The following is a 20,428-nucleotide window of genomic DNA, read 5'->3' as shown; positions in this document are numbered from 1 at the left end:
GGCGCGGGTTTACCCGTCAGCGGAAGCTGTAGGAAACCCCCGCGTATACGCCAAACCCTTCGCCCGGTGTCGAACGGGCATTGTCCTGGCCGGCGTCGTTGTAGGCCGGCGTCACGGTCGCTGCATAGCGCTGGTTGGTCAGGTTGCGCAGGTCCAGCCAGGTCTGCCAGTCCTGTTTCGGTGAGTCCCAGCCAACGCGTGCGCCGAGCAAGGCATATTCATCGGCGTGGTAGCTATTGGCGTAGTCCACCTGCACCTTCGAAGCCATTTGTGTGTTGACCCCGGCATAGAAGCCGCTCGGCCAGTCATAGCGCAGCTCGGCCTGGTAGTAGTGCATGGGGATGCCGGGCAGACGGTTGTCGCCAAACGTGTCGTCATCACGGTAGTGGAAGTCGCTGAAGGTGTAGGCCTGGCGCAAGCTCAGCTTGCCAGTGCCCGCGCGTTCCCACAGGGTGCTGTCGAGGCCGGCTTCCACGCCTTGGTGCACGGTAGCGCTGGCGTTGAATTCCGAGGTGAAGTTCGGCACTACCTCAACGGCCAGCAGTTCGTGGCGCACTTGCGAGTAGTACCAGGCCAGGTCCCAGCGGCCGAGCGCCGAGTCGCCACGGGCGCCCAGTTCCAGGGTGGTGGCTGTCTGGTTCTGCATCTCGATCGGCTGGATCTGCTTGCCGCCTGTGCTGGGCGCGCTCCAGATCAGCGACCACGGGTGTGGCGGCTCTACCGAGCGGCTCAGGTTGCCGTACACCTGCAAGTCCGGGCGGATGTCGTAGCGCAGCCCCAGGCGGGGTGCATAGTTCCAGTCATGCATGCTCACCTTGCCGCCTTCAGCGGGGTAGGTCACGTCACTTTCGCGGCGTGTGTAGATCATGGCCAGGCCGGTGCTCAGCCACAGGTTGGGGACCAGTTCCAGATCGTTGCCAACATGCAGCACGGTGTCCGAGCCCTGGTAGGTGAAGTCACGGGTGCGCTCGCCGAACACATCGCCATTGCGGGTAAATTGCGAAGCGCCGCTGTTGGGCAGGTGCTTGGTGGTACGCCAACCGACGGTGGTCTTGCTCTCGCGACCGAACAGTGTGTCGCGGCGGAAATAGTTCAGCGTACCGCTGACATCGGTATAGGCGACCTTCAGGCGCATGGGGCCTTCGCGCAGGTCCATCGGGTAGTCGTGATAGACCACGCCGGCTTCCAGGCGCGCCTCGTCGTCGAGGTAGAAGGTGGTCTTGTTGCCCACCCAGGTGCTGCCTGGTTGCGGGCGGCTGTCGTCGCGTGCCAGATAGTTGGGGTTGGCCGCGCGTGGGTGGTGCTTGATCTGGTCTTTGGTCAGGCGCCCAGGCAGTTCGTTTTCAGTTTCCCGGTAGCGCAGGTAGAAGCGGGTTTCCAGGTCGGGGTTGAAGCGGTAACCGACATTGGCGGCAATGCCCTTGGCGCTGCCGCTGCTGTGCGCCTGGTAGCCGTCATATTCCGTGTCGGTCAGGGCCACGTAATAGTCGAGATTGCCCAGCACCTGGCCCGAACTGATGTGCCGATGCTGGTAGCCGCGGCTACCGACCTCGTAGCGTACTTGCAGTGCAGGCGCGTCGTAGCCGGTGTGGGTGACGTAGTTGATGGCACCGCCCAAGGCCAGGGAGCCTTGGTCAAAGCCATTGGCGCCACGCAGCACTTCGGCACGGCTCAGCCACAGCGGTTCGAACAATTCGTAAGGCGTGCCGCCCGGGCCGGTCAGCGGCAGGCCGTCGAACATCGTGTAAACGCCGGAACCGTGCGCCCCCGGCGCGCGGTTGAGGCCCGAGCCGCGTATCGACAGCTTGATGCCGTCGTTGCCTGCCGATTGGGCGAACACCCCAGGCTGATAGGCCAGCACGTCCTGGTTGCTGGCCACCCGGCCTTGCCCCACGCGCTGCATGTCCACCAGGTTGCTGGCCCCCGGTATTTCACGCAGGCGCTCGCTGGCTGCCGTCAGCTCGTTCTGCTCCTCATCGGTGATCAGCACTCGGCCCAATTCGACCGAGGATGCCCCCAGAGCGGGCTGAGTAGCAGCCAAGGCCGCCAGCAGACCGAGGCAGGACGAGAGGGGTAAATCGGAACGCATTGTACGACTCCAGGCGAAAGGCGAATGGACAACGGCGTTGAGACGAGCGAAATGCGGCTTGGAGCACGCAGAAAGTCAGCAAATCGTGCGTAACCTTCGTCATACGGTCTTGTACGAAAGTTCTTTACAAACCACGGCGGTGGAGGTGGGTGGCCTGTGCTTCGTAAGGTGACTGCAGGTAGGCAGTAATGCCTCGCTCAATCACCCGTGGAGTTCAAACATGACTGACAACGCTCGACACTCGCAGCAACCCTTGGCGGACGCCCCGGTTCGCCTGACGCCACGTGAACAGCAAGTGCTGTTGTGGTGTGCTTATGGCAAGAGCTCGTGGGAGATCGGCCAGATCCTTGAATGCAAGGAGTCGACGGTGAACTTTCACGTGTCCAACATCCTGCGCAAATTTGAAGTGCCTACCCGAGTGGCAGCTGTGATCAAGGCCATTCGCTACGGCATGCTGGCCGAGCAGTAAGGGGGGTAGAGCATGAGCAACGATCCTCGGCTACCGCGCTTTGCCGATTGCCATGACCCGTTCTGGCCGCGGGTGGATTTGGGCAGTTTGCGTGAGCACCTGCAACTGCCGCGGTCTGTCAGTGATGCTGCTTTGGAAGTGGCCGCGCGCTGCGCTGCTATCGAGGCTGCACGCGAATTCGCCCGCTGGCGGTCAGTGCTGCGAGAGCGGGGCTACAAGCGCCTTGAGGATGTGGCCGGGCATGATCATGGGCGTGCCTTGCGGGTGTGCTACCTCCGTTTTGTCGAAGCGGCGGTCATGTATAGCCTGGGGTCAACCGCCTGCCTGCCTGTTCCGCGCGGAGGGCAAGCCCATGCGTGAGCGACCTGTTTTAGACAACTTGACCTCGGCATTGGTGGCGTTCCTGGGGGTGGATGGCGATGTGTTGTTCGCCGCGTTGCTGGGGGCATTGCTGGTGAGCGCGGCACGCGATCGATTGATCACCAGTGAGACCAGGCGCCTGACACTGGCCAAGAAACTCCTGCTGGTATTCGTGACCGTGGGCGTGGGTCATTTGTTTGAGCCACTGGTTTCGTCATTGGTGCCTTTGCTGACCCGGGGCATGGCGGCATTCGTGGCCGCTGTGGTGGTGATCCCCATCAGCCTCAAGGTTATGGTCTGGCTGGATACACTCGACCCGCGCGAGCTTATCCAGCGCTGGCGCCGTCGGGGTTAGCCATTGGTTGCGACGCCGAGCTCACTCAGTTGCTGTTCCAACTGCTGGATGCGCTGCTTGTCCTTGATGAACAGCAGGATGGCCTGGCGATCGCTGTGCGAGAGCGTGCGCAGCCGTTCGAGCATGTCGCACTCCCAACCCGCATCACTTGGTGCGGCGTTGTGCTCGGCATGGCCCAGCAATAGCCAGTCCAGAGAGCATGCATGCTTTTTGGCGATGTCTATGCAAAGTGAGTAAGGGATGCTTTCGCGAACCTTCCAGCTGCTCAGCGTTTGCGGGCTGACCGACAGTGCACGTGACAGCTCGGCATCAGTGTTTGCGCCAGTGAGAAGCTTAAGGCGGGTGAGCACCTCAGCAAGTATGTGAGTACTCATAACAAATATCCATGACTGGTTTAATGATATTCCATGGGCTTAAACTACTCGTTATGAATACAGCCCTGCGTTTTAAGGAGCACTTCTGCAATGAGAACCATCAAATTGAAGAATACACCCACAGTTGCAGCCAATACTGATACACAGGCTAGCCTGGGCAATGCTAGCAGGTACTTGCCGTGAGTACTTACAAGCTGGTTTGCCCGCATTGCCACAGCCGGATGCGCATACGTACTAGCGAAGGGCGCCATATTTTCCTGCGAATCGCTTATTTGCAATGCACCACCGAGGCGTGTGGCTGGTCAGTGCGCGCCGAATTCGAAATGACCCATGAACTCTCCCCCAGCGGCATGCCCAATCCGGAAGTGTACCTGCCTTCGGCCAATGGTGATTTGCGCAAGGCCGCCTTGCCGGGCGCAGGCCAGGGCTGCCCGAGTGAGTGAGGCACCCGTGGGCGCAGGTAGCAAAACGTGCAGATAAAAAAACACCCCGCCTAGGCGGGGTGTTTTCTGTTACCGGGGCTGCCGGGGTGATCAACCGATCAGTTGCAGGCCCGCTTGCTGAACCATTTCCAGCAGGGGCTGCGGGTACACACCCAGTACGAAAGCGAGAATGGCGATAGCCAGCAGCATGACACCGCCGGTGCGCTGTTCCCACTTCAGCGGGGCGTCGTGACGACGCAGGTTCGGCTCGACCAGGTACAGGGTAACCATGACGCGCAGGTAATAGTACACGCCGATGGCGCTACCGATCACCAGCGCACCGACCAACCACCACAGGTGCGATTCGACGCCGGTAGCGATGATGTAGAACTTGCCGATGAAGCCGGCGGTCAGCGGGATACCCGCCAGCGACAGCATCATCACGGTCAGTACCGCTGTCAGGTACGGGCGGCGCCAGAACAGGCCGCGGTACTCGTACAGGGCATCGGCGTCACGGCCGCCGTATGGCGAGGACATCAGGGTGATGACGCCGAAGGCGCCCAGGCTGGTGATCACGTAGGTGACCAGGTAAACGCCCATGGCTTCCAGGGCCAGGCCCTTGCTGGCGACCAACGCGATGACCAGGTAACCGAAGTGGGCGATGGACGAGTAACCCAGCAGACGCTTGAGGTTGCTCTGGGTCAGCGCCAGCAGGTTACCAATCAGGATCGAGGCTACGGCAATCACCGCCAGTACGGTGCTGAGCACGCCGCTGCTGGCAGCAGGGGAGAGCATGAACAGGCGTACGACAACGGCGAATACTGCCACCTTGCTGGCGGTTGCCAGGAACGCGGCGACCGGCGCCGGAGCGCCTTCGTACACGTCCGGGGTCCACAGATGGAACGGCACCAGCGACAGCTTGAAGGCCAGGCCGACCAGCATCATGCCCAGGCCCAGCTGGGCCACCAGGCTTGGCATGCTGGTGGTAGCCAGGGCTTTGCCGATCTGGTCGAAGCTCAGGCTGCCGGCGTCGGCGTACAGCAGGGCCATGCCGAACAGCAGGAAAGCCGAGCCTGCGGCCGACAGCACCATGTACTTGATGCCGGCTTCCAGCGATCGCTTGTTGAAGAAGGCATACGCCACCAGGCCGTAGACCGGTACCGACAGCAGCTCCAGGCCGATGAACAGGCCGGCCAGGTGGTTGGCGCTGACCAGCACCAGGCCACCGAGGGCCGACATTAGCAGCAACAGGTACAGTTCTTCACGGTTGCCCGGGAAACCCTTGGAGCCCTCGCCGAGGTAGGCGTGGGCAAGGGTGACGCAGGCCAGCGTCGCGATGAGGATGATCGCCATGTACAGGCAGGCGAATTTGTCGATGGTGATCAGCGAGGTGACCGCCAGCGGCGCGACCTTAAGCGCCGGCAGGAGCGACAGCAGGGCCAGGTTCAGGCCCACGGTGGACAGCAGGAAGGTCTGCGAGTGGTTGCGCTTCCAGGCGATCGCCAGCATCACCACCACCGTGGTGATGGTGGTGATCAGCATCGGCGCCAATGCGATGAAGTGTTGAGTGGTGAATTCCATAGCGCTCTTACCGGGCCGAAGCGAGTTGAGTGAAAGCGGATCCGAGCCACTGCTGCACACCACTCATGGTGGCGGCAGAGGTGTCGAGGAACGGCTGCGGATACACGCCCAGCAGGATCAGCAATACCGCCAGACCCAGAACCATGATCAGTTCGCGACCGTCCATGCCGGCCAGCACGGTGTCGGTCTTGGCCGGGCCGAAGTAGGCGCGGTGGATCATGATCAGCGAGTACACCGAACCGAACACCAGGCCGGTGGTGGCAATCACGGTGATCCACGGTACATGAACGAAGCTGCCGATCAGGATCAGGAACTCGCCGACGAAGTTGCCGGTGCCTGGCAGGCCCAGCGATGCCGCTGCGAAGAACAGGCTGATGGCCGGCAGGTACGCGATGCGGTGCCACAGGCCACCCATCTGGCGCATGTCACGGGTGTGCAGGCGCTCGTACAGCTGGCCGGACAGGATGAACAGTGCCGCAGCCGACAGGCCGTGGGCCAGCATCTGGATCACCGCACCTTGCAGGGCCTGCTGGCTGCCGGAGTAGATACCGATCAGCACGAAGCCCATGTGCGAGACGCTGGAGAAGGCGATCAGGCGCTTGATGTCGGTTTGTGCGAAGGCCAGGAAGGCACCGTAGAAGATACCGATCAGGCCCAGGGTCATGGCGATCGGCGCAAACTCGGCCGAGGCGTTCGGGAACAGCGGCAGGGCGAAGCGCAGCAGGCCGTAGGCCGCGGTCTTCAGCAAGATACCCGCCAGGTCCACCGAGCCTGCGGTCGGTGCCTGGGCGTGAGCGTCAGGCAGCCAGGAGTGGAACGGCACTACCGGCAGCTTCACCGCGAAGGCGATGAAGAAGCCCAGCATCAGCACGTACTCGACACCGGCTGGCAACTCGGCCTTGAGCAGGTCGCTGTAGTTGAAGGTGAGCACGCCAGTGGTGTTGTAGTTGACCAGCACCAGGCCCAGGATCGCCACCAGCATGATCAGGCCGCTGGCCTGGGTGAAGATGAAGAACTTGGTCGCCGCGTAGATCCGGGTCTTCTTGCCATCTGCCGAGCTGTGACCCCAGAGCGCGATGAGGAAATACATCGGCACCAGCATCATTTCCCAGAAGAAGAAGAACAGGAACAGGTCCAGGGCCAGGAACACACCGACCACGCCGCCGAGGATCCACATCAGGTTGAGGTGGAAGAAGCCGACGTGGCGCTGGATCTCTTTCCAGGAACACAGTACCGACAGCACACCGAGCAGGCCGGTGAGCAGGATCATCAGCAGCGACAGGCCATCAAGGGCCAGATGGATGCTGATGCCGAAGCGCTGGATCCACTGGACTTTGTATTCCAGGGCCCAGGCCGGTTCGGCGCCCGGGGCGGGAGCAAGGGTGTAGTCGCCGGTACCCCACAGCCACAGGCCGATGCCAAGCAGCAGGGACATGGTAAGCAGCGCGATCCAGCGCGGCAGGGTGGCGCCGAAGCGCTCACCCAGCCAGCACAGGAAGCCGCCGATGAAGGGGATCAGGATCAGCCAAGGCAAAATCATGACGGGTTGGTTTCCTTTGGCAAAGTCGCAAGATTCATAGTCATACCGCAGCCACTACCACGGCACCGAGCACCAGCACGGCACCCACGGCGATAGAGGCGGTGTACCAGCGCAGTTGGCCAGTCTCGGTCTTGCTCATGGCCACGTGGCCACCACGCGCCATCCGAGGAATCAGGCCGATGGTGCGGTCAACCGGGTCCTTGCGCAGGATGTGGCTGATCAGCAGGTACGGTTTGACGAAAAGCTTGTCGTAGATCCAGTCGAAGCCCCAGGCAGCGAACCACCAGGCCGACAGGACGCGACCGATGCCACTGTTGGCGACGGCGCTGACGAAGCGGCGCTTGCCCAGGAACAGCAGGGCGGCCAGCAGGATACCGGCGATGGCGATGGCACCCGAGGTGATCTCCAGCGCGTGCTTGGCTTCGCCACCGGCATGGCCGGCGCTTTCTGGCAGCACACCGGCCAGCGGCGGGGTGATCCAGGCGCCGACGAAGGTCGACAGCACGATCAGCACGCCCAGCGGCAGCCAGTGGCTGATGCCGTGGCCCGCGTGGGCTTCGGTCTTGGCTTCGCCATGGAAGGCGATGAAGATCAGGCGGAAGGTGTACAGCGAGGTCATGAACGCGCCTACCAGGCCGGCATACAGCAGGCCGGTGTTGCCGCTGGCGAAGGCTTCCCAGAGGATCTCGTCTTTGGAGTAGAAGCCTACGGTCACGATCGGCAGGGCCGCCAGTGCCGCACCACCGACCACGAAGCTGGCGTAGGCCAGCGGCAGCTTCTTCCACAGGCCGCCCATCTTGAAGATGTTCTGCTCGTGGTGGCAGGCAACGATCACCGCACCGGAGGCAAGGAACAGCAGGGCCTTGAAGAAGGCGTGGGTCATCAGGTGGAAGATCGCCGCGTCCCAGGCACCCACGCCCAGGGCCAGGAACATGTAGCCGATCTGGCTCATGGTCGAGTAGGCGAGGATACGCTTGATATCGGTCTGTACCAGCGCAGCGAAGCCTGCCAGTACCAGGGTCACGCCACCGACCACACCTACAAGGTGCAGGATGTCCGGCGCCAGCAGGAACAGGCCGTTGGTACGGGCGATCAGGTACACGCCCGCGGTCACCATGGTTGCGGCGTGGATCAGTGCCGAAACCGGAGTCGGGCCCGCCATGGCGTCGGCCAGCCAGGTCTGCAGTGGCAGCTGTGCCGATTTACCGACCGCACCACCCAGCAGCATCAGCGTGGCCAGCACCATCCAGGTGTCGCCAGCCTGGAACTTCTGCGGTGCCAGCACCAGCAGTTCCTGCACGTTCAGGGTGCCCAGCTGGGCAAACAGGATGAACAGGCCGATGGCCATGAACACGTCGCCGATACGGGTGACGATGAATGCCTTGAGTGCCGCGTTACCGTTGTTGCGGTTGCTGTAGTAGAAACCGATCAACAGGTACGAGCACAGGCCCACGCCTTCCCAGCCGAAGTAGATGAACAGCAGGTTATCGCCAAGGATCAGGAACAGCATGCTGGCGATGAACAGGTTGGTGTACGAGAAGAAGCGCGAGTAGCCGGCTTCGCCACGCATGTACCAGGATGCGAACAGGTGGATCAGGAAGCCGACACCGGTCACCACACCGAGCATGGTGACCGACAGGCCGTCCAGGTACAGGGTGAAGTTCGGCGCGAAGCCGTCCACCGACATCCACTGCCACAGCAGCTGGCTGTACGCGCCGCCCTCAGGCGGGGCGACGTTGAACTGCCAGATGACGTAAGCGGCCGTGGCGGCCGACAGGCCTACCGAGCCGACGCCGATCAGGGCGGACAGGTTCTCCGAGAACCGTCCGCGCGAGAACGACAGCAGCAGGAAGCCGATGAGGGGAAAGACGAAAGTCAGGAAGAGAAGGTTCATCCGCGCATCTCACTGGCAGCATCGATGTCGAGAGTGTGGAAGCGGCGATACAGCTGCAGCAGGATGGCCAGGCCAATGCTGGCCTCGGCGGCTGCCAGGCTGATCACCAGAATGAACATCACCTGGCCGTCGGGCTGGACCCAACGGGCACCGGCGACGACGAACGCCAGGGCAGAGGCGTTCATCATGACTTCCAGGCTCATGAGCACGAAGAGGATGTTGCGGCGGACCATCAGGCCAACCAGACCTAAGCAGAACAGGATGCCGGCGACCGCCAGACCATGCTCGAGAGGGATAGCACCCATGATTTACTCCTTCGCCTCGTTGCGGCCCAGGTGGAAGGCGGTGACGGCTGCAGCCAGCAGCAGCATCGACGCCAGTTCGACCACCAGCAGGTACGGGCCGAACAGGCTGATGCCCACGGCTTTCGGGCCCACGGTGGTACCGCTGATGCCGGCGCCGCTCGGGGCGACGAACAGGACGTACAGCAGCTCCGCCAGCAGCAGGGTGCCGAGGATCACTGGCCCTGCCCAGATACCGGGCTTGAGCCAGCCCCGTTCCTGGGCGACCGAAGCCGGCCCGAGGTTGAGCATCATCACCACGAACACGAACAGCACCATGATGGCGCCGGCGTAGGCGATCACTTCCAGGGCGCCGGCAAACGGCGCACCCAGGGCGAAGAAGATCATGGCCACGGAAATCAGCGAAATGATCAGGTAAAGCAATGCGTGCACGGGGTTGGTGCCAGTTACCACCCGAAGGGTGGAGACCACGGCGATCCCGGATGCGAAGTAGAAAGCGAATTCCATCTTTCTGTCCTTATGGGAGCAAGCTCTTCACGTTGATCGGCTCGGCTTCGTTCTGTGCAGAGCCCTTCGGCTTGCCAGCGATTGCCATACCCGCAACACGGTAGAAGTTGTAGTCAGGGTTCTTGCCGGGGCCGGAGATCAGCAGATCTTCTTTCTCGTACACCAGGTCCTGACGCTTGAACTCGGCCATTTCGAAATCCGGAGTCAGCTGGATCGCGGTGGTCGGGCACGCTTCTTCACACAGGCCGCAGAAAATGCAACGCGAGAAGTTGATGCGGAAGAACTCCGGGTACCAGCGGCCGTCCTCTGTCTCGGCCTTCTGCAGCGAAATGCAGCCAACCGGGCAGGCCACCGCGCAGAGGTTGCACGCTACGCAGCGCTCCTCGCCATCGGGGTCGCGGGTGAGGACGATGCGGCCGCGGTAGCGCGGCGGCAGGTACACGGGTTCTTCGGGGTACTGCAGGGTGTCGCGCTTGCGGAACCCGTGGGAGAACACCATTGCCAGGCTGCGCAGCTGGGTGCCGGTGCCCTTAACGATGTCGCCGATATACTTGAACATGGGTCAAATCCTCACTGGGCCGCGACGGCTGGCGTGTTGTAGAGCACGATCGCAGCGGTCACCAGCAAATTGATCAGGGTCAGCGGCAGGCAGAACTTCCAGCTGAAGTCCATCACCTGGTCATAGCGTGGGCGCGGGATCGAGGCGCGCAGCAGGATGAACAGCATGATGAAGAACGCGGTCTTCAGGGCGAACCACAGGAACGACAGTTGCGGCAGGATGCCGAACGGGCCGTGCCAGCCACCGAAGAACAGGGTTACCAGCAGCGCCGAGATGAGGATGATGCCGATGTACTCACCGACGAAGAACATGCCCCACTTCATGCCGGCATACTCGATGTGGTAGCCGTCGGCCAGTTCCTGTTCTGCTTCCGGCTGGTCGAACGGGTGACGGTGAGTCACGGCGACGCCAGCGATGAAGAAGGTACAGAAGCCGAAGAACTGCGGAATGATGAACCACAGGTTCTGCGCCTGGTACTCAACGATGTCGCGCATGTTGAACGAGCCCACCTGCACCACCACGCCCATCAGCGCCAGGCCCAGGAACACCTCGTACGACACGGTCTGTGCCGAAGCACGCAAGCTGCCCAGCAGGGCGTACTTGTTGTTCGACGACCAGCCGGCGAACAGCACCGCGTAGACCGACAGGCCGGCCATGGCGAAGAAGAACAGCAGGCCGATGTTCAGGTCGGCAACGCCCCAGGTCGGGGTGATCGGGATGACCACGAAGGCGATCAGCAGGGCGCTCATGGCCACTACCGGTGCCAGGGTGAAGATCACGCGGTCGACGAAGGGTGGGTTCCAGTCTTCCTTGAAGAACATCTTCAGCATGTCGGCAGCGATCTGGAACATGCCGAACGGGCCGACGCGGTTCGGACCGTAGCGGTCCTGCCACCAGCCCAGCAGGCGGCGCTCGACGAAGCTGAGCAGCGCACCGCAGACCACCACGGCCAGCAGGACCACGATGGCCCGCAGCACGGTGAGGATCACATCGATCACTTCGGGGGTGAACCAGCTCATTGTGCTGCCTCCTGCAGACCTTCGACGGATGCACCGAAGATGGCAGGCGGAATGCCAGCCAGGCCTTTCGGCAGCGCGACCAGGCCAGCGCCCAGCTCTTCATTGATACGCAGCGGCAGGCGCAGGGCCACACCGGCGACGTTGAGGCTCAGCAGGGCACCCTCGTTGACGCCCAGGCGGTCGGCTTCGGACTTGGCCAGGGCAACGTAGGCAGCCGGGATGCGTTCTTGAACCGGGGCGGCGCGCGAGGAGCTTTCTTCGCTGCCGAACAGGTGGAAGAACGGTACGGCAGTCCAGGTACCACGGGCCGGGTTGAAGGCCCCCGGAATGGCGTTGAACCAGTTCAGGCGGTCGCCTTGCGATTCGATCAGGCGTACGCCTGGGTCACCGGCACGCAGGTGGCCACCGACCTCGTCCTGAAACTTGTTCCAGGCTTGTGGGGAGTTCCAGCCCGGCGACCAGGCGAACGGCACCTGCTGGCGCGGTTCGGCCGAACCCGAGTAGCCTTCCATGGAGAAGGCGAACGCGGTGTCCTTGTCTTGCGGGGTGCGCGGCTCGTGCACGCTGATGTTGGCACGCATGGCGGTACGGCCGGAGTAGCGCAGCGGCTCACGGGCCAGCTTCATGCCCTTGATGCGGAACGCGGCGCTTGGCGCGGCGTTGACGATGCCGGCCAGTTGCGGGGCGGCTTCGGCGCAGGCGCTGGTGACGTGGTCCAGCTGGGTCCAGTCGACCGGCTTGTTCAGCAGGGTGGCACGCAGGGCGTGCATCCAGCGCCAGCCTTCGTGGATCTGGATGCTGCTGTCCAGGTACTGCGGGTCGAACACCTGGAAGAAGCGCTGGGCACGGCCTTCCTGGCTGACCAGGGTACCGTCACCCTCGGCGAACGAGGCGGCCGGCAGCACCAGGTGGGCGCGGTCGACGGTGGCGGTTTTGGAGTGGTCGGCAACGATCACCACCTTGGCTGCAGCCAGGGCTGCATCGACCTTGGCGGCCGGTACGCGGGCGTACAGGTCGTTTTCCAGCACGACGATGGCGTCAGCTTTGCCGCTGATGACTGCGTCCAGCGCGGCATCGACCGACTCGCCACCGAGCATGGCCAGGCCGAGGCTGTTGGCCTCAGGCACCACCAGGCTCAGCGAGCCGTTTTTCTCGCGCAGCTTCAGGGCCTTGGCGATGTTAGCGGCGGCTTCGATCAGCGCTGGGTCGGCCAGCGACGTACCGGCAACGACCAGTGGGCGCTTGGCGGCAACCAGGGCGTCGGCGATGCGCTGGGCCAGGGCCTTGGCTTCGTCGTCCAGGCCGGCGACGGCAGGGGCGCTCGGGTCGATGGCGTGGGCCACGGCGAAACCGATGCGGGCCAGGTCGGCCGGCGCGGCGTGTACGCACTCTTCGGCGACGTCGTCCAGCTTGGTTTCCGCCAGGGACGCGATGAACAGCGGGTACAGCGCGTGCTGGCCGATGTTCTTCACGGCAGCGTCGAGCCAAGGCTGCACTTTCATTGCTTCGGCCATGGCCTCGGCCTTGCCTTTGGTGGCCTGGCGCACGGCCAGGGCAACGCGGGCAGCGGTCTGGGTCAGGTCTTCACCGAGCACGAACACGGCGTCGTGATCTTCGATGTCGCGCAGGGTCGGCACGGGCAGCGGGCTGTTGTTCAGCACGTTCAGGGCCAGGCGTACGCGGGCCAGTTCGCCCGCTTCCATGCCCGAGTAGAAGTACTCGGCGCCGACCAGCTCACGCAGGCCGTAGTTGCTTTCGAGGCTGGCGCGTGGCGAGCCGATACCGACGATGGTACGGCCGCGCAGCAGGTCGGCGGCCTTGTCCAGGGCGGCGTCCAGGCCTAGCTTGGTACCGTCGGCCAGTTGTGGCTGGCGTGGGCGGTCCTTGCGGTTGACGTAGCCGTAGCCGAAGCGGCCGCGGTCGCACAGGAAGTACTGGTTGACCGAACCGTTGAAGCGGTTTTCGATACGGCGCAGTTCGCCGTAGCGCTCGCCCGGGCTGATGTTGCAGCCGCTGGAGCAGCCATGGCAGATGCTCGGGGCAAACTGCATGTCCCACTTGCGGTTGTAGCGCTCGGAGTGGGTCTTGTCGGTGAATACGCCGGTCGGGCAGACCTCGGTCAGGTTGCCGGAGAACTCGCTTTCCAGCACACCGTCTTCGACGCGGCCGAAGTACACGTTGTCGTGGGCGCCGTAGACGCCCAGGTCGGTACCACCGGCGTAGTCCTTGTAATAGCGCACGCAGCGGTAGCAGGCGATGCAGCGGTTCATCTCATGGGCGATGAACGGGCCGAGGTCCTGGTTCTGGTGGGTACGCTTGGTGAAACGGTAGCGGCGCTCGTTGTGGCCGGTCATTACCGTCATGTCCTGCAGGTGGCAGTGACCGCCTTCCTCGCACACCGGGCAGTCGTGCGGGTGGTTGGTCATCAGCCATTCGACGACGCTGGCGCGGAACGCCTTCGACTCTTCATCGTCGATGGAAATCCAGGTGCCGTCGGAAGCAGGGGTCATGCAGGACATGACGATACGACCACGGGTGTCGTTCTCGTCGGTGTACTGCTTGACTGCGCATTGCCGGCAGGCGCCAACGCTACCAAGCGCCGGGTGCCAGCAGAAATAAGGGATGTCGAGGCCGAGCGACAGACATGCCTGTAACAGGTTGTCTGCACCGTTGACTTCGAGCGCTTTGCCGTCTACGTGGATAGTGGCCATTGTTCAAAGTTCTTCGTTGGCCCGCGTGAGCGGGCGTGGCTAATGGAAATCGGTGAGCTTGCGACACGCCTCGATTGCTCGGGCCTGCCGGTAAGCTGGCGAGTGGCACGGACCACCCGCCTAATCATCTTGTTATGCGCCGACCACGATCGGCTTCGCCAGGTCGGGGCGCAGGGTGGCAGCGCTTTCTGGCGCCACACCGGCCTCGAACTCCGAGCGGAAGTATTTGATGGCACTGCCCAGCGGCTCGACGGCACCCGGTGCGTGAGCACAGAAGGTACGGCCCGGGCCGAGGAAGTTGACCAGCCCCAGCAGCGTCTCGATGTCCTCGGCGCGGCCTTGGCCGTTTTCCAGCGCGCGCAGCATCTTCACGCTCCACGGCAGGCCGTCACGGCATGGGGTGCACCAGCCGCACGATTCGCGGGCAAAGAACTCTTCCATGTTGCGCAGCAGCGACACCATGTTGATGCTGTCGTCGACCGCCATGGCCAGGCCAGTACCCATACGGGTGCCGACCTTGGCGATGCCACCGGCGTACATTTGCGCATCGAGGTGCTCAGGCAGCAGGAAGCCGGTACCGGCGCCGCCTGGCTGCCAGCACTTGAGCTTGAAGCCATCACGCATGCCACCGGCGTAGTCTTCGAACAATTCGCGTGCGGTAACGCCAAATGGCAGTTCCCACAGGCCTGGGTTCTTTACCTTGCCGGAGAAGCCCATCAGCTTGGTGCCATGGTCTTCGCTGCCTTCGCGGGCCAGCGACTTGTACCAGTCGTTGCCGTTGGCGACGATGGCCGGGACGTTGCACAGGGTCTCGACGTTGTTCACGCACGTCGGCTTGCCCCACACGCCAACGGCGGCAGGGAAGGGCGGCTTGGAGCGCGGGTTGGCGCGGCGGCCTTCCAGCGAGTTGATCAGCGCGGTTTCTTCACCGCAGATGTAGCGGCCGGCACCGGTGTGCACGAACAGCTCGAAATCGAAACCGCTGCCCAGGATGTTCTTGCCCAGCAGGCCGGCGGCCTTGGCTTCATCGATGGCGCGGTTGAGGTTTTTCGCTGCGGTGGTGTACTCGCCACGCAGGAAGATGTAGCCGCGGTAGGCCTTCAGGGCGCGGGCGCTGATCAGCATGCCCTCGACCAGCAGATGGGGCTGTTGCTCCATCAGCATGCGGTCCTTCCAGGTGTTCGGCTCCATTTCGTCCGCGTTGCACAGCAGGTAGCGGATGTTCATGGATTCGTCTTTGGGCATCAGGCCCCACTTCACGCCAGTGGGGAAGCCTGCGCCGCCACGGCCTTTGAGGCCGGAGTCCTTGACGCTCTGCACGATGTCGTCGGCGGACATTTGCGCCAGCGCCTTGCGGGCTGCGGCGTAGCCGTTCTTCGATTCGTACTCGGCCAGCCAGACCGGCTCGCCGTCGTCACGCAGGCGCCAGGTCAGCGGGTGGGTTTCGGCCGAGCGCGCGATGCGGTTGGCCGGGCCGAAGGAAGTAATGGTCATACGTAACCCTCCAGCAGTTTGGAAACGCCAGCCGGCTGCACGTCACCGAAGGTGTCGTCGTCGATCATCAGTGCCGGGGCCTTGTCGCAGTTGCCCAGGCAGCACACGGGCAGCAGGGTGAAACGGCCGTCGGCGGTGGTCTGGCCGAGGCCGATGCCCAGCTCGCTCTGGATCTGGTTGACGACCGACTCATGGCCGCCGATGTAGCAGACCATGCTGTCGCACACGCGGATGATGTGGCGGCCGACCGGTTGGCGGAAGATCTGGCTGTAGAAGGTGGCGACACCCTCGACGTCGCTGGCCGGAATGCCCAGCACTTCGCCGATGGCGTGAATGGCGCCGTCCGGCACCCAGCCACGCTCCTTCTGGACGATCTTCAGGGCTTCGATGGACGCCGCGCGCGGGTCCTCGTAGTGATGCATTTCGTGCTCGATGGCCGAGCGCTCGGTTTCGCTCAGGGCGAAACGGTCTGTCTGGATAAGCGTGCTGTTCATGCTTAGCGGTCCACGTCAGCCATAACGAAGTCGATACTGCCCAGGTACGCAATGAGGTCGGCAACCATGCTGCCTTTGATCACCGAAGGGATCTGCTGCAGGTGCGGGTAGCTCGGGGTGCGGATCCGGGTGCGGTAGCTCATGGTGCCGCCATCGCTCGTCAGGTAGTAACTGTTGATGCCCTTGGTCGCTTCGATCATCTGGAACGACTCGTTGGCCGGCATGACCGGGCCCCACGAGACTTGCAGGAAGTGCGTGATCAGGGTTTCGATGTGCTGCAGGGTGCGCTCTTTCGGCGGCGGCGTGGTCAGCGGGTGATCCGCCTTGTACGGGCCTTCCGGCATGTTGCGCAGGCACTGGTCGATGATGCGGATACTCTGACGCATCTCCTCGACACGGACCATGCAGCGATCGTAGGCATCGCCGTTGTGGGCCAGCGGTACTTCGAACTCGAAGTTTTCGTAGCCGGAGTAAGGACGGGCTTTACGCAGGTCGAAGTTGCAACCGGTGGCACGCAAGCCGGCACCGGTGGTGCCCCATTCCAGCGCTTCCTTGGTGTTGTACGCGGCAACGCCGATGGTACGGCCCTTGAGGATGCTGTTTTGCAGGGCGGCCTTGGTGTATTCGTCGAGGCGCTTGGGCAGCCACTCGACAAAGTCCTTGACCAGCTTGTCCCAGCCACGTGGCAGGTCGTGGGCGACGCCACCGATGCGGTACCAGGCCGGGTGCAGGCGGAAACCGGTGATCGCTTCGATCACGGTGTAGGCGCGCTGGCGGTCGGTGAAGGTGAAGAACACCGGGGTCATGGCGCCGACGTCCTGGATGTAGGTACCCAGGAACAGCAGGTGGCTGGTGATGCGGAAGAACTCGGCCAGCATGATGCGAATCACGTCGACCTTCTGCGGCACCTTGATGCCGGCCAGCTTCTCTACCGCAAGCACGTACGGCAGGTTGTTCATCACCCCGCCGAGGTAATCGATACGGTCGGTATAGGGGATGAAGCTGTGCCAGGACTGGCGCTCGGCCATTTTTTCGGCGCCACGGTGGTGGTAGCCGATGTCCGGTACGCAGTCGACGATTTCTTCACCGTCCAGCTGCAGGACGATACGGAACGCACCGTGCGCCGAAGGGTGGTTGGGGCCGAGGTTGAGGAACATGTAGTCCTCGTTGGCGCCCTGACGTTTCATGCCCCAGGCTTCCGGGTTGAAGCGTGCCGATTCCTCTTCAAGCTGCTGCTTGGCCAGGGTCAGGCTGTAGGGGTCGAACTCGGTCGCACGGGCAGGGTAGTCCTTGCGCAGCGGGTGACCTTCCCAGGTCGGCGGCATCATGATGCGGCTGAGGTGCGGGTGGCCGGCAAAGTCGATGCCGAACATGTCCCAGACTTCGCGCTCGTACCAGTTGGCGTTTGGCCAGATGCCCGTCACGGTCGGCAGGTTCAGGTCGCCTTCGCTGAGCGACACCTTGATCATCACATCGCTGTTACGCTCGATCGACAACAGGTGGTAGAACACGCTGAAATCGGCGGCTGGCAGGCCACGGCGCTGGGTGCGCAGGCGCTCGTCGACGCCATGCAGGTCGTACAGCATGCTGTAAGGCTTGGCGACGCCGCGCAGGAAGCTGAGCACCTCTTTGAGCTGGGCGCGTTTTACCCACAGCACGGGCATGCCGGTGCGGGTCTCCTGGGCGACGAATGCGTCGGCGCCAAAACGGTTGTTCAGTTCGACGACCACATCCTGGTCGTCAGCCTTGTAGGGCGGAATGAAAATAGCGTTGTCCGCTGTCATGGTCTCGGTCGCTTTGGGTCAACGTTAAGAATGAAGCCAGGCCGCCGGCTCCTTCGGGAGCGGGCGGCAGGTCGCTGGATCAGACTTCGTCGGGGCTGCGCAGGTTGGTTACTGCAATGCGCTGCTCACGACGCAGGTCTTTCTGGGCTGGCATCTCGGCACGGTAAATACCTTGATCACCAACAACCCAGGAAAGCGGGCGTCGTTCTTGGCCGATCGACTCCTGCAACAGCATCAAGCCTTGCAGGAAAGCCTCAGGGCGTGGCGGGCAGCCAGGCACATAGACGTCCACGGGGAGGAACTTGTCGACCCCCTGAACGACCGAGTAGATGTCGTACATGCCACCGGAGTTGGCGCACGAACCCATGGAAATGACCCATTTTGGTTCGAGCATCTGCTCGTACAGGCGCTGGATGATCGGCGCCATCTTCACGAAGCAGGTACCGGCAATGACCATGAAGTCGGCCTGACGCGGCGAGGCCCGGATGACTTCGGCGCCGAAGCGGGCGATGTCGTGGGGTGCCGTGAAGGCCGTGGTCATTTCCACGTAGCAGCAGGACAGGCCGAAGTTGTACGGCCAGAGGGAGTTCTTGCGACCCCAGTTGACCGCACCACGCAGCACATCTTCGAGTTTGCCCATGAAGATGTTCTTGTGGACCTGGTCCTCTAGCAGTTGATCGGTGACGGTTTCCCGTTCACCGACCGGGTACTGCTCGTTGGGCGCATCCGGATCGATTCTGGTGAGATTGTATTGCATGCCAAAGCCTCATTGTTTCAGCTTCGCTTGCCGCTTGCGGCGACCTTCGGGAGCCCAATCAAGTGCCCCGACGCGCCATAGGTAGACAAGACCTGCCAACAGAATTGCTATGAAAACGAGTGCTTCGACGAATCCGGTCCAGCCGCTTTCGCGGACGGACACAGACCATGCAAAGAGAAAGAGGGCTTCGATATCGAAGATCACGAACAGCATCGCGACCAGATAGAATTTGGCGGACAGGCGCAGGCGCGCGCTGCCTACGGGCAGCATGCCGGATTCGAAGGGTTCGTTCTTGGCGCGGCCCCAAGCCTTGCTACCGAGCAGGCTGGACAGGCCGAGCATGAAGGCGCACAGGCCGACGACACCCAGGAGGAAGATGGCAAAGCCCCAGTTGTGGGCGATGAGTCCTGCCGAATCGGACATGCTAGAAATCCTTATACAGAGACCCAGCTCTGCAGTCTGAAATAAGTGTAGAGCGGCGACTTGGCGTCGCACATGCAGTGACCAAATGTCGCAGCCGGATCAATCGCGCTGATTTTATGGGTAAACCTGGTGCAAGTAAAATTTCTGTCGCAAATTTATTCGTAGGATTAAGTACAAAAACCGTTCGTAACTGGCTGAGAGCCTTGAAATTCGGGCATTACGCGCGGTTTTGTTAATTATGTTTCTTGCTGCAGGTAACGAATTGCAACTCCTGTAATGATAATTAATATCATTTGAGCTGCTGCCGTTGAATTTGGCTCTTCTGTGCCTTGTAAAGTTCATCGGGCGATTCCCCCTACTTGCAATTGCAAAAAACCCTTGTTCTAGCAGCTCTCGGTCCTGCGTGCACCGCTCTGGGTCAATACTTTATCGGTTGAGCGATGACTGACTGATGAAGTGATGGCCCATTGGCCGAGCCAGTAGGCGAGGATGATCAGGTACGGTGCGGCGGCGAACGGGCTGACGAAGCGGTCGATGCCGATCAGGCTGTCGGAGAACACGAACAGGCCGGCACCCAGGGCTGCCACTCCCCCGCAGGCCAGTGCGCGCCAGAGCATGGCGCTGATGGCCAGGGCGTAGAGCGCTACCGGGATCAGCAACGGGCCGAGGCTGTGGCTGGCCAGTACACCGAGCAGCGCGATGCCCGTGATTGCGCTGAAGATCAGTGCGGGCAGGGCGGGGCGCAGGGTAATGCCGCAATAGCCGCGCAGGTAAGCAAGGTGGGCACAAAGGAAAGCAGCCAAGCCGAACACGAACAGGTCGGCGGGGATGGCCAGCAGGATGTCGCCGAGTACCGAGAAGGCCAGGCCGATCGAGATCCATGTGCGATAAGGCGAAACCGGGGTGCTGCGCAGCCAGGCAATCAAGGCCAGCACCGGGATGGGTTTGGTCATGAGGGCGAGCAGGGTGTTGTCGCTGGCCAGTGCATATAGATAGAGGGCAGCGGCGGTCAGGGCGAGAATCATCAGGTGGCTTGGACGAGGCATGGACGGTCCTTGCTGCTGGGCTGCCACAAGCATAGCCCTGATCCGGGGTTTTGCTGCGGCCTGTGCCGGCCCTTTCGGGGGTAAACCCGTTCCTGCAGCGGCCTGCGCCCAATCGCCGATGTGTGTCTCCTTCCGATTAGTGTAGGAGCGGGTTTACCCGCGAATACGGTAGCGGCGGCAACGGTGAACGGCTGGTAAAAATTGGCCAGCAGGCCCGGCCCTTTCTCGGGTAAAAACAAAGGCCCGGA

Annotated in this window: 20 protein-coding genes; 4 read left to right on the top strand and 16 right to left on the bottom strand. The window is 62.5% G+C overall.

The features are described 5' to 3' along the window. Positions 1–16 precede the first annotated feature (16 nt). Positions 17–2,089 carry a TonB-dependent receptor family protein gene (locus AC3WLP_RS02480; protein ID WP_088512519.1) on the bottom strand — a complete coding sequence of 691 codons (2,073 nt, stop codon included), beginning with the start codon at positions 2,087–2,089 and terminating at the stop codon, positions 17–19. A 220-nt stretch (positions 2,090–2,309) separates the two neighbouring features. Here AC3WLP_RS02480 and AC3WLP_RS02475 point away from each other — a divergent pair, with 220 nt between their 5' ends. From AC3WLP_RS02475 to AC3WLP_RS02465, 3 genes are read left to right on the top strand one after another with little or no spacing between them, the layout of a single operon-like run. Beyond that, on the top strand, positions 2,310–2,558 hold the full coding sequence (locus AC3WLP_RS02475; protein ID WP_003251454.1) for a helix-turn-helix domain-containing protein: 249 nt from the start codon (positions 2,310–2,312) through the stop codon (positions 2,556–2,558). A gap of 12 nt (positions 2,559–2,570) precedes the next feature. After that, entirely contained in the window at positions 2,571–2,918 is a 348-nt protein-coding gene (locus AC3WLP_RS02470; protein WP_088512518.1) for a head completion/stabilization protein, read from the top strand. After that, positions 2,911–3,273: a hypothetical protein gene (locus AC3WLP_RS02465; RefSeq protein ID WP_019750867.1), complete on the top strand. Its 363-nt coding sequence runs from the start codon at positions 2,911–2,913 to the stop codon at positions 3,271–3,273. The genes AC3WLP_RS02470 and AC3WLP_RS02465 overlap by 8 nt, the downstream gene beginning before the upstream one ends. Here the strand turns inward: AC3WLP_RS02465 and AC3WLP_RS02460 are convergent. Further along, positions 3,270–3,647: a helix-turn-helix domain-containing protein gene (locus AC3WLP_RS02460; RefSeq protein ID WP_012051766.1), complete on the bottom strand. Its 378-nt coding sequence runs from the start codon at positions 3,645–3,647 to the stop codon at positions 3,270–3,272. The two genes, AC3WLP_RS02465 and AC3WLP_RS02460, sit on opposite strands and share 4 nt — an antisense overlap. A 179-nt stretch (positions 3,648–3,826) precedes the next feature. Here AC3WLP_RS02460 and AC3WLP_RS02455 point away from each other — a divergent pair, with 179 nt between their 5' ends. Beyond that, on the top strand, positions 3,827–4,090 hold the full coding sequence (locus tag AC3WLP_RS02455) for an Ogr/Delta-like zinc finger protein (RefSeq protein WP_004576942.1): 264 nt from the start codon (positions 3,827–3,829) through the stop codon (positions 4,088–4,090). 90 nt (positions 4,091–4,180) lie between these two features. Here the strand turns inward: AC3WLP_RS02455 and nuoN are convergent, their stop codons facing one another. From nuoN to AC3WLP_RS02385, 14 genes are all read right to left on the bottom strand, one after another. After that, positions 4,181–5,650, bottom strand: coding sequence for an NADH-quinone oxidoreductase subunit NuoN (gene nuoN / locus AC3WLP_RS02450; RefSeq protein WP_014861246.1), 1,470 nt, complete (start codon positions 5,648–5,650; stop codon positions 4,181–4,183). 7 nt (positions 5,651–5,657) lie between these two features. Next, complete coding sequence (gene nuoM, locus AC3WLP_RS02445) at positions 5,658–7,190, bottom strand: NADH-quinone oxidoreductase subunit M (protein WP_003251448.1); 1,533 nt, start codon at positions 7,188–7,190, stop codon at positions 5,658–5,660. A gap of 40 nt (positions 7,191–7,230) precedes the next feature. After that, a complete protein-coding gene (nuoL, locus tag AC3WLP_RS02440) occupies positions 7,231–9,084 on the bottom strand; it encodes an NADH-quinone oxidoreductase subunit L (RefSeq protein ID WP_003251447.1) in 1,854 nt (617 codons plus the stop codon). Beyond that, the gene (gene nuoK / locus AC3WLP_RS02435; RefSeq protein ID WP_003251446.1) at positions 9,081–9,389 is read right to left on the bottom strand and encodes an NADH-quinone oxidoreductase subunit NuoK; all 309 of its coding nucleotides are present in this window, start codon (positions 9,387–9,389) and stop codon (positions 9,081–9,083) included. The genes nuoL and nuoK overlap by 4 nt, the downstream gene beginning before the upstream one ends. A gap of 3 nt (positions 9,390–9,392) precedes the next feature. After that, a complete protein-coding gene (gene nuoJ / locus AC3WLP_RS02430) occupies positions 9,393–9,893 on the bottom strand; it encodes an NADH-quinone oxidoreductase subunit J (protein ID WP_003251444.1) in 501 nt (166 codons plus the stop codon). A gap of 10 nt (positions 9,894–9,903) precedes the next feature. Then, entirely contained in the window at positions 9,904–10,452 is a 549-nt protein-coding gene (nuoI, locus tag AC3WLP_RS02425) for an NADH-quinone oxidoreductase subunit NuoI (RefSeq protein WP_003251442.1), read from the bottom strand. Between the two features lie 11 nt (positions 10,453–10,463). After that, entirely contained in the window at positions 10,464–11,471 is a 1,008-nt protein-coding gene (nuoH, locus tag AC3WLP_RS02420; protein ID WP_003251440.1) for an NADH-quinone oxidoreductase subunit NuoH, read from the bottom strand. Next, positions 11,468–14,182, bottom strand: a complete 2,715-nt coding sequence (gene nuoG / locus AC3WLP_RS02415; RefSeq protein ID WP_012051769.1) for an NADH-quinone oxidoreductase subunit NuoG — start codon at positions 14,180–14,182, stop codon at positions 11,468–11,470. Before nuoG ends, nuoH begins: the two co-directional genes overlap by 4 nt. Positions 14,183–14,314: 132 nt before the next feature. Further along, positions 14,315–15,676, bottom strand: coding sequence for an NADH-quinone oxidoreductase subunit NuoF (gene nuoF, locus AC3WLP_RS02410; protein WP_010954901.1), 1,362 nt, complete (start codon positions 15,674–15,676; stop codon positions 14,315–14,317). Further along, the gene (gene nuoE / locus AC3WLP_RS02405; RefSeq protein ID WP_012051770.1) at positions 15,673–16,170 is read right to left on the bottom strand and encodes an NADH-quinone oxidoreductase subunit NuoE; all 498 of its coding nucleotides are present in this window, start codon (positions 16,168–16,170) and stop codon (positions 15,673–15,675) included. The genes nuoF and nuoE overlap by 4 nt, the downstream gene beginning before the upstream one ends. 2 nt (positions 16,171–16,172) lie before the next feature. Next, on the bottom strand, positions 16,173–17,954 hold the full coding sequence (gene nuoC, locus AC3WLP_RS02400; RefSeq protein ID WP_010954900.1) for an NADH-quinone oxidoreductase subunit C/D: 1,782 nt from the start codon (positions 17,952–17,954) through the stop codon (positions 16,173–16,175). Positions 17,955–18,033: 79 nt separating this feature from the next. Continuing rightward, positions 18,034–18,711 carry a NuoB/complex I 20 kDa subunit family protein gene (locus AC3WLP_RS02395; protein ID WP_003251429.1) on the bottom strand — a complete coding sequence of 226 codons (678 nt, stop codon included), beginning with the start codon at positions 18,709–18,711 and terminating at the stop codon, positions 18,034–18,036. 9 nt (positions 18,712–18,720) lie between these two features. Next, the gene (locus AC3WLP_RS02390; protein WP_003251427.1) at positions 18,721–19,134 is read right to left on the bottom strand and encodes an NADH-quinone oxidoreductase subunit A; all 414 of its coding nucleotides are present in this window, start codon (positions 19,132–19,134) and stop codon (positions 18,721–18,723) included. A 383-nt stretch (positions 19,135–19,517) separates the two neighbouring features. After that, positions 19,518–20,180 (bottom strand): lysoplasmalogenase, encoded by a 663-nt coding sequence (locus AC3WLP_RS02385; RefSeq protein ID WP_178085880.1) that lies wholly within the window; start codon positions 20,178–20,180, stop codon positions 19,518–19,520. Positions 20,181–20,428 lie beyond the last annotated feature (248 nt).

The organism is Pseudomonas sp. FW305-E2 (assembly GCF_058782925.1).
Note: the sequence above shows the minus strand (reverse complement) of the source record. Positions and strands in the feature narration are given on the sequence as shown.